This is a genomic window from Streptomyces sp. S3(2020) (assembly GCF_013044505.1).
Taxonomy (GTDB): Bacteria; Actinomycetota; Actinomycetes; order Streptomycetales; family Streptomycetaceae; genus Streptomyces.
In genome coordinates this window covers 1-8942 of the sequence record NZ_JABERD010000302.1, presented here as the reverse complement: position 1 = coordinate 8942, position 8942 = coordinate 1, and the positions used below count along the sequence as shown (strand labels likewise).

Annotated in this window: 7 protein-coding genes; 5 read left to right on the top strand and 2 right to left on the bottom strand. The window is 69.7% G+C overall.

Translation table 11 applies throughout. The features are described 5' to 3' along the window. Window positions 1–3170 (top strand): GH92 family glycosyl hydrolase (locus tag HLK59_RS45505; RefSeq protein ID WP_171147549.1); only part of this gene is annotated, 3170 nt, incomplete at its 5' end. 7 nt (window positions 3171–3177) lie between these two features. Here HLK59_RS45505 and HLK59_RS45500 read toward each other — a convergent pair. Together HLK59_RS45500 and HLK59_RS45495 are read right to left on the bottom strand one after the other, a co-directional pair. Continuing rightward, window positions 3178–3660, bottom strand: a complete 483-nt coding sequence (locus tag HLK59_RS45500) for a hypothetical protein (RefSeq protein WP_171147548.1) — start codon at window positions 3658–3660, stop codon at window positions 3178–3180. A 28-nt stretch (window positions 3661–3688) separates the two neighbouring features. After that, the gene (locus tag HLK59_RS45495; RefSeq protein ID WP_171147547.1) at window positions 3689–4678 is read right to left on the bottom strand and encodes an acetylxylan esterase; all 990 of its coding nucleotides are present in this window, start codon (window positions 4676–4678) and stop codon (window positions 3689–3691) included. 227 nt (window positions 4679–4905) lie between these two features. Here HLK59_RS45495 and HLK59_RS45490 point away from each other — a divergent pair, with 227 nt between their 5' ends. The 4 genes from HLK59_RS45490 to HLK59_RS45475 are packed head-to-tail and all read left to right on the top strand — an operon-like array spanning window position 4906 to window position 8789. Then, window positions 4906–5889: an ABC transporter permease subunit gene (locus HLK59_RS45490; RefSeq protein ID WP_171147546.1), complete on the top strand. Its 984-nt coding sequence runs from the start codon at window positions 4906–4908 to the stop codon at window positions 5887–5889. Continuing rightward, window positions 5883–6755: a carbohydrate ABC transporter permease gene (locus tag HLK59_RS45485; protein ID WP_171147545.1), complete on the top strand. Its 873-nt coding sequence runs from the start codon at window positions 5883–5885 to the stop codon at window positions 6753–6755. Before HLK59_RS45490 ends, HLK59_RS45485 begins: the two co-directional genes overlap by 7 nt. 52 nt (window positions 6756–6807) lie before the next feature. Continuing rightward, window positions 6808–8463: an extracellular solute-binding protein gene (locus HLK59_RS45480; RefSeq protein ID WP_171147544.1), complete on the top strand. Its 1656-nt coding sequence runs from the start codon at window positions 6808–6810 to the stop codon at window positions 8461–8463. Further along, window positions 8460–8789 carry a hypothetical protein gene (locus HLK59_RS45475; protein WP_171147543.1) on the top strand — a complete coding sequence of 110 codons (330 nt, stop codon included), beginning with the start codon at window positions 8460–8462 and terminating at the stop codon, window positions 8787–8789. The genes HLK59_RS45480 and HLK59_RS45475 overlap by 4 nt, the downstream gene beginning before the upstream one ends. Window positions 8790–8942 lie beyond the last annotated feature (153 nt).

The following is an 8942-nucleotide window of genomic DNA, read 5'->3' as shown; positions in this document are numbered from 1 at the left end:
CCGCCGCACCGCCCGAACTCGTCGACGACCCCACGCCGTACGTCGACCCCCTCATCGGCACCAGTGACGGCGGCAATGTCTTCCCCGGCGCCGTCACCCCGTTCGGCATGCTCTCCTGGAGCCCCGAGAACACCCGGGGCGATGCCACCAGGACCGCCGCACCCGGCGGCTACCACCACGACGCCACCCGCATCCGGGGCTTCAGCCTCACCCACATGTCCGGCACGGGCTGTGCGGGCGGCAGCGGCGACATCCCGTTCTTCCCGTACGCCGGTGAGGTCACCACCTCGCCCGCGAGCGACACGAAGGACGCGGTGTACGCCGCCGACTTCAGCCACGCCGACGAGACCGCCGAGCCAGGGCACTACGAGGTCGCCCTCGCGTCCGGCGTCACGGCCGACCTCACCGCCACCACCCGCACCGGCTCGGCCCGCTTCACCTACCCGGACGGCAGACCGGCCTCGCTGCTGATCCGCACCGCCAACTCCGAGGTGGGATCGACCGATTCGGAGGTCGAGATCGATCCGGTCGCGCGCACGGTCTCCGGCTCGGTCACGTCGGGGAACTTCTGCGGCCACATCGACCCGGAGGGGCAACGCGCCTACTACACCCTCCACTTCACCGCTCACTTCGACCGCGCCTTCAAGGCGACGGGCACATGGGAGGACGACCGGCTCGCGCCCGGGTCCCGGAAGGCGTCCGGCGGCACCGGCGGCTTCGCGAACGCGGGACGGCCCGTCGCGGGCAAGGGGGCGGGCGGCTACGTCGAGTTCGAGCCGGGCGCCGGGCCGGTGAACGTCAAGGTCGGCATCTCCTACGTCAGCCGCGAGGGCGCCGAGGCGAACCTGGCGGCCGAGAACCCGTCGTACCGCACCTTCGACGACGTACGGAAGGCCGCCCGCGGCGCCTGGCGCGACCGGCTGGACGCGATCCGGGTCGGCGGTGGCACCGACGCCGAGCGCGCCACCTTCTACACCGCGCTCTACCACTCCCTCCTCCACCCGAACGTCATCAGTGACGTCGACGGCCGGTACCGCGGCGCCGACGACGAGGTGCACACCACCGCCCGCGGGGCCCAGTACGGCACCTTCTCCGGCTGGGACATCTACCGCGACCAGGTGCAGCTGCTCACCCTGCTGGAGCCGGACACCGGCTCCGACATCGCCCAGTCCCTGTACGAACTGGCCGGGCAGAACGGCGGCGTCTGGGACCGCTGGCTGCACGGCGCGAGCGGCACCCATGTCATGAACGGGGATCCGTCGGCCGTCGCCCTGGCCGCTGTGCACGCCTTCGGCGGCACGGACTTCGACCTGCGCGGGGCACTGAAGTCGCTCGTCGAGGCGGCGACCGTCCCCACGGACAGGGATCTGTCGGCCGCCGGGCGACCGGTGCTGTCCGTCGGCCAACGACCCTCACTGGACCGGTACTTGAAGCACCACTACATGCCCTCCGTCTCCAACGCCTGGGGCGGCGCGGCCGAGACGCTGGAGATGTCCGGCGCCGACTTCGCACTGTCCCGACTGGCCCTGGCGGCGGGGGAGACGGGCACGGCGGCCGACTTCGCCCGGCGTTCCCAGTGGTGGCAGAACACCTTCGACCTCGCGGCCGACCCCGGCGGCGGCTACATCGCCGACCGCAAGGCCGACGGCAGCTGGGTCACCGGCTTCACCCCGGCCACGGGCGACGGATTCGTCGAGGGTACGGCGGCCCGGTACACCTGGATGGTCCCGCACAACCCGGCCGGGCTCTTCGCCGCGATGGGCGGCAGAGAGCGGGCGGTGGCGCGGCTCGACTCCTTCTTCCGCAACGAGGACGGCAGTTGGGCCCTGACCCGCAGCGGCGGTGAGAAGGCGGAGCTGGACAACGAGCCGTCGATCAACGTCCCCTACCTGTACGCCTACGCGGGCGCCCCGTACAGGACACAGGAGACCGTCCGCGCCGCGATGCGCCGGCTCTGGTCGACGCGGCCGGGCGGCATCCCCGGCAACGACGACCTCGGTGCGATGTCGGCCTGGTACGTCTTCTCGGCGCTCGGCATGTATCCGCAGGTCCCCTCCCGGGCCGAACTCGTCCTGGCCTCACCGCTGTTCCCGCGGATCGAGATCGACCGGCCGGGCGGCGCCGACATCACCGTCAGCGCGGAGGGAGCCGCCGCCGACTCCCCGTACATCCACTCGCTGGAGGTCAACGGCCGCACGTCCAGCCGCCCTTGGCTCCCGGCGTCCTTCGTACGGGACGGCGGCCGACTGCGCTACACACTCTCCGCGACCCCCGACCGGGCCTGGGGCGCCGCCCCCGAGGACGCCCCGCCGTCCTTCCGTGAGGGCGAGCAGCCGTACCAGATCGCTGTCGGACCGACCACCGCGACGCTCGCCCCGGGCGGCAGCACGAAGGTCGCTGTCAAAGCCCTGGCGATGAGCGGTGACGAGACGCGCTTCCGCGTGGAGACACCCGTAGGCATCACCGCGAGCCCCACCGAGGGCAGGGTCGTCGAGGGGACCCGGGAGATCGTGCTCACGGCCGACAAGGACATCGGACAGGGCTTCTACGACGTGAAGGTCGCCGTGACCTCGTACGCCCAACCCGTGACCCTGACCGTCGCCGCGCCCGGCACCCTCCTCGCCGCCTACAACGGCACCGGCGTCTCGGACGACCTGGGCGACCACACCGAGGCCGACTTCGACGGCGGCGGCTGGAGCTACTCCCGTCAGGCGCTGGCCGCGGCGGGGCTGACGCCGGGAGGGCCGGGCACGGTCGGGGGGCTGGCCTTCACCTGGCCGGACTCGCCGAGCGGCCGGCCGGACCATGCCTCCGCTGCCGGGCAGACACTCGAACTGGCCGAGCCGGTCGGCCGGTTGGCCTTCGTCGGCAGCGCGGTCCTCGGCGACCGGCAGTCCAAGGCCACCGTCACCTACACCGACGGCACCTCCGACACGATCGACCTCTCCTTCACCGACTGGACCCGCGGCGGGGGCGGCGGCGGGGTCCGGTACGGCAACGAGGTCGTGGCCGAGACCGCCTACCGCAATATCGCGGGCGCCGGACGGGACCCGGTCGCCACCTACGTCTTCGCCACCGAGCCGTTCACCGCGCCCGAGGGGAAGCGCATCGCGAGCGTGCGGCTGCCGGACGACGCGCGGCTGCACGTGTTCACCCTCGCCGTCGGCTGAGCCCTGGTCAGGCCCGGGACACGAGTTCCAGCGTGAGCGGCGCGAACGAGCCCGGGTCGATGGTGAAACCCTCGCCCTCCTCCTCCGGCCACATCGGCTCCTGAGGCTGATCGAGGTGCGCCACGACCAGGGTGGTGTGCGGCCGGGGCAGCCACCCCCGGTCCGCCAGCGGGTCGTGGTGGTCGATGTCGAGGACCCGTACGAGGGTCTCGGGGACGCCGACCAGGCAGGTGTCCCCGGCCGACAGCAGCCATGGCTTCGGCTCCGTGCGGAACACGTCCTGCCATCGCTCGGGGGAGTCCGGGTCGGTCGGTACGGCGACCCGGCCGTCCCATCCGAACCGCGACTCCGGGTCGATCTCGGCCCACGGCCAGACGAGAACGGCGTACCTCCCCGTGACCCCGGCCACCTCGGCGGGGGTCCACGGGCACGTCACACGCAGAATGTCGCCCACGCGGTACTCGGGGCCCTCGGTCACTGTCCGCTCCACCCGCGCATCGTAGGCCGCCGCCCCCGGGTCACACCTCCCACGTCCGCCGCAGCCACTCCAGTTGCCGGCGCACCTGCACCGCGTCCCCGCCCTCGTGCCCGTTGTACGGATAGGCGTGGATCTCGGTGCGCGGGTCGGCGCCGGACAACTCGGCGTAGCGGTTGAAGGCGGCGTACGCCCCGCTCGGCGGGCAGACCGTGTCACGCAGCCCCACCCCGAAGTGGGCCGGGGCGTGGGCGCGGCGGGCGAAGGAGACGCCCTCCAGGTAGGCGAGCGTGCGATGGGCGGCCTGCTCGGCGCCGCGGTGGACGGAGAGGTACGCGGTGATCTCGCCGTAGGGGCTCGCGTCGGTGAGTTCCAGGGCACGGCGGATGCCGCACAGGAAGGGCGCGGTCACCAGCGCGGCCGCCAGGTCCGGGACGAGCCCCGCGACGGCCAGCGCGAGCCCGCCGCCCTGGCTGTTGCCGGCCGCCGCCACGCGTCCGGTGTCCACCCCGGGCAGCTCACGCACCGCCGCGACCGCGCGCACCGCGTCCGTGACGAGGCGCCGGTAGTGGTAGTCGTGCGGTGCGAGCAGACCGCGTACCGCCGGGCCCGGGCCGCCGGGCGCCGCCGCGTGCGGGTCGGGGGTGTGGCCGCCGTTGCCGTACTGGTCGCCCTGGCCGCGGTTGTCCATCAGCAGATGCGCGTACCCGGCGTTCACCCAGGTCAGTCGCTCGTGGGGGAGTCCGCGGCCACGGCCGTAACCGGCGAACTCGACCACGGCGGGCAGGGGTTCGGATCCGCCCGCCGGTCTGCTGAACCAGGCGCGCACCGGGTCGCCCGCGAAGCCCCGGAAGGTCACGTCCCAGGTCCGCGTCAGACGCAGCCCGGTCTCCACCGGCCGCACCGACACCAACACCTCATGCTGGGCGGCCTCCTTGAGGGTCCCGTGCCAGAACTCGTCGAAGTCGGCGGGCTCTTCGGGGAGCGGGCGGTGGTGCACTAGTTCCGTCAGCGGCAGGTCGAACGCGGGCACGGGGCACCTCGCAGGAGTCGGACGACAGAGGGAAACTTGCGGAGATCACTGTGCCGGACTTCCCTGTTCTACCCCGTGCGCAAGGGACTTCAACTCTGTCTCTCCGCCTCAAAAGCCCGCTGCGGCACCCATTGACAGCGCTTTCCGAGTGCCTTTAGGTTGCCGCGAAGTTACCGGTAAGAGCTCGAAAGTTTCGGTTCAACTCCCCCCTCCTGTGAGGACCGAGCATGAGCACCTCCACCAAGTCGGCCTCTCCACCCGGCATCCAGGGCCCACCGGAGCCCGACCCACCGCCTCCGCCCTCCGCCCGCGTCCCCTGGAGACGGGCGCTGCGCCGCGACTGGCAGCTGTACTCGCTGGCGCTGCTGCCGCTGCTGTTCTTCCTGGTCTTCCGCTATCTGCCGATGCTCGGCAACGTGATCGCGTTCCGGCGCTTCCAGCCCGGCGGTTCGATCTTCGGCGAGCAGTGGGTGGGCCTGCGCTATGTCGAGATGTTCCTCAACGACCCCACGTTCTGGCAGGTGTTCCGCAACACCCTGTGGATCGGCGGGCTCACCCTCGTCTTCTGCTTCCCGATCCCGATCGTGCTGGCCCTGCTGCTGAACGAGGTCCGCCGACGCTCCCTGAAGCGCTTCGTGCAGTCGGTGTCCTACCTCCCGCACTTCCTGTCGATGGTGATCGTCGCCGGCATCACCCTGCAGATGCTCGCCACCGACGGCCCGATCAACCACTTCCTGGGCTGGTTCGGCCACGACCCGATCCGGTTCATCCAGGAACCCGAGTGGTTCCGCACGATCTACGTCGGCTCCGAGATCTGGCAGACCGCCGGCTGGGGCACGATCCTCTACCTGGCCGCGCTCACCACCATCGACGAGGACCTGTACGAGGCCGCGCGCATCGACGGCGCCAACCGCTGGCAGCAGATCTGGCACGTCACCCTGCCCGGCATCCGCCCCACCATGATCACGCTGCTGATCCTCAACATCGGCACGTTCCTCGCGGTCGGCTTCGAGAAGGTCCTGCTGCTCTACAACGCGCTGACCTATCCGACCGCCGACGTGATCTCCACCTACGTCTACCGGACCGGTGTGGAGTCCAGCAGCTTCAGCTACGCCGCCGCCATCGGACTGTTCGAGGCGATCATCGGCCTGGTGCTCATCACCTCCGCCAACCAGCTGTCGCGCCGCACAGTGGGGACCAGCCTGTGGTGAAGCCGAGCCGTTCCCACCGGGTCTTCCAGGGCGTCAACGGGGTGGTCCTCAGCCTCGTCGTGCTGGTGACCCTCTACCCCTTCGTCAACATCGTCGCCCGGTCCTTCAGCGGGGAGCGGCAGATCCGGGCCGGTGAAGTCACCCTGTGGCCCAAGGGGTTCAACCTCACCACGTACAAGATCGTGTTCCAGGACTCGATGTTCTGGCGCAACTACGGCAACACGGTGTTCTACACGGTCGTGGCGACCGCCGTGGCCATGGTCCTGACGACGTGTTACGCCTACGTCCTGTCGAAGAAGCACCTCAAGGGGCGTACCGCGCTCGTCGGCGTCGCGGTGTTCACCATGTTCTTCACCGGCGGCCTGATCCCGCAGTACGTCCTGATCACCAGCCTCGGCCTGAAGAACAGCGTGTGGGCGATCGCGCTGCCCAACGCGATCAGCGTCTTCAACCTCCTGGTGATGAAGGCCTTCTTCGAGAGCCTGCCGGCCGAACTGGAGGAAGCCGCGCAGATCGACGGCCTGAGCACCTACGGCATCCTGCTCAGGATCGTGCTGCCGCTGTCCAAGGCGGTCGTCGCGACGATGGTGCTCTTCTACTCGGTGTCGTTCTGGAACTCCTGGTTCAGCGCGTTCCTCTACATGGACAGCACCGATCTGATGCCGGTCACCGTCTATCTGCGCAACCTCATCCAGGGTGCCACCGGAGGCTCCAACGCCGGAGCCGGCACGGAACAGCTCAGCCAGGTCGGGGCGAACATCCAGGCGGTCACCATCGTGCTCACCGCGCTGCCGATCCTCTGCGTGTACCCGTTCGTCCAGCGCTACTTCGTCTCGGGCGTGATGCTCGGCGCGGTCAAGGGCTGACGCCGTACGACATGACGCTCCATCAACTCACTTACGGAACAAGGGAGTATCCGTGATGAACGAAGGACAGCTGTCGCGGCGTCAGATCCTCGCCGCCGCGGGATTCATCGGTCTCGCCACCCTCACCGGCTGCGGCAGCGGTGACGAGGGAGGCGACAGCAAGGACCTCTCCAAGAAGCAGAACGGCGCCATGAAGGAGTACCGCGCGGGCCAGCAGTTCAAGGCCGCGAAGGCGCTGTCCTTCTCGATGCTGCACAACAACAACCCGGTCTACCCGACGAAGAGCGGCTGGCTGTTCTGGAAGGAGGTCACGCGGCGCACCGGGGTCACCATCAAGCCCGTCGACGTCCCGCTGGCGGACTACGAGAAGAAGCGCAGCGTCCTCATCGGCGCGGGCGACGCCCCCTTCCTGATCCCGAAGACCTACCACCCCGGCGAGGTCGCCTTCGTGTCCTCCGGCGCGATCCTCCCGGTCAGCGAGTACGTGCACCTGATGCCCAACTACCAGGACAAGGTGAAGAAGTGGCAGCTCGAACCCGAGCTGGACTCCATCCGCCAGTCCGACGGCAAGTACTACCTGCTGCCCGGCCTGCACGAGAAGGTCAAGTCCGGCTACTCGCTGTCCTTCCGCACGGACGTCCTCGACAGGCTCGGCCTGGCCCTGCCGGAGACCTGGGACGAGGTGTACGACGTCCTGAAGGCCCTCAGGGCGGAGTACCCCGACAAGTACCCGTGGACCGACCGCTGGAGCACCAACACCCCCTTCCCGTGCGGGGCGTTGTTCGGCTACCTCGGCCAGGCGTACGGGGTCAGGGCGGGCTGGAACTACGACAACATCAGCTTCGACTCCCAGACGAAGAGGTTCGTCTTCACCGGGGCGAGGGACGCCTACCGCCAGATGGTCGAGTACCTGAGAAAGCTTGTCGCCGACAAGCTCCTCGACCCGGAGAGCTTCACCCAGCAGGACGACCAGGCGGTGCAGAAGCTGCTCGCCGAGAAGTCCTATGTGATCAGCGCCAACCCGCAGGAGCTGGTGCAGAACTACCGCTACAACCTGGAGAAGCAGGTCGACGGCGCCAAGATCGAGATGGTGCCGGTCCCGCTCGGCCCGGCCGGACCGGTGGTGCTCGGCGGGGCCCGCCTGGAGAACGGCATCATGGTCTCCGGCAAGGCACTCAAGAGCGACACCTTCGTCGCGATGATGCAGTTCGTGGACTGGCTCTGGTACTCCGACGAGGGCCAGACGTTCTGCAAGTGGGGTGTGCGCGGCACGACGTACACGGAGTCCGGCGGCCGGTACACGCTGGAGCCCGGCATCTCCCTCATGGGCTCCGACCCCGACGCCCCCAAGGACCTCCAGAAGGACTTCGGCTTCTTCAACGGTGTCTTCACCTACGGCGGCAGCTGGGCCCTGGTCTCCTCCAACTTCAGCCCGGACGAGAAGAAGTTCCAGGACGCCATGGCCCAGCGCACCCAGCTCCCCATCGACCCCGCCCACCCCTTGCAGTCCGTGGAGCAGGAACAGGCGACGCTGTGGGACACCCCGCTCAAGGACACCGTCATCCAGAACACCCTCCAGTTCGTCCTCGGCAAGCGCCCGATGTCCGAATGGGACGCGTACGTCGGCGAGTTGAAGGCGAAGAACATGCAACAGCTCGTCGACCTGCACAACAAGGCCTACGACCGGTTCAAGAAGGAGAACGGGTGATCCGCGTCCCGGCCGAGGGCGCCGGACGGCTCCCCGACGCGCCCGGCATCCTCCCCCTCCTCGAACTCGGCGTCATACCGCAGGAGTCGGCGCCCTGGCAGTGGACGGACATCCCCCGCTCACCCGGGCCGGACCGCCTCGACGTACTCCATGAAGCGGCCGAACCCGCCCGGCGGCCTCAGCGGCTGCCGGTGGAGAACGGCCGGATGGCCCCGGTCCTGACGTCGAGCCGCCACGAGGTGACGCTCGTCGAGGCCGGCGCTGTCGTGGACGAGGCACCGCCCAGGGCGGAGAAGCGGAGCCTGCTCGGAAGGCAGCCGCGATGAGCACCCCGTCCACCGCCTTCGGTATCGGACCCCTCTCCCGGGCCGCCGCCCTCGTCCACACCCTCGTCACGGTCGAGGCACTGCTCCTGCTCGCGGCCGCCCCCGGACTGGCCGGCCTCTTCCTGCTCGGCCCCGACCCGTCCAACATCCCCC

Bases quoted from the DNA above. Each gene is read 5' to 3' on its own strand.
- HLK59_RS45490 (WP_171147546.1), top strand. From the start codon at position 4,906: ATGAGCACCTCCACCAAGTCGGCCTCTCCACCCGGCATCCAGGGCCCA.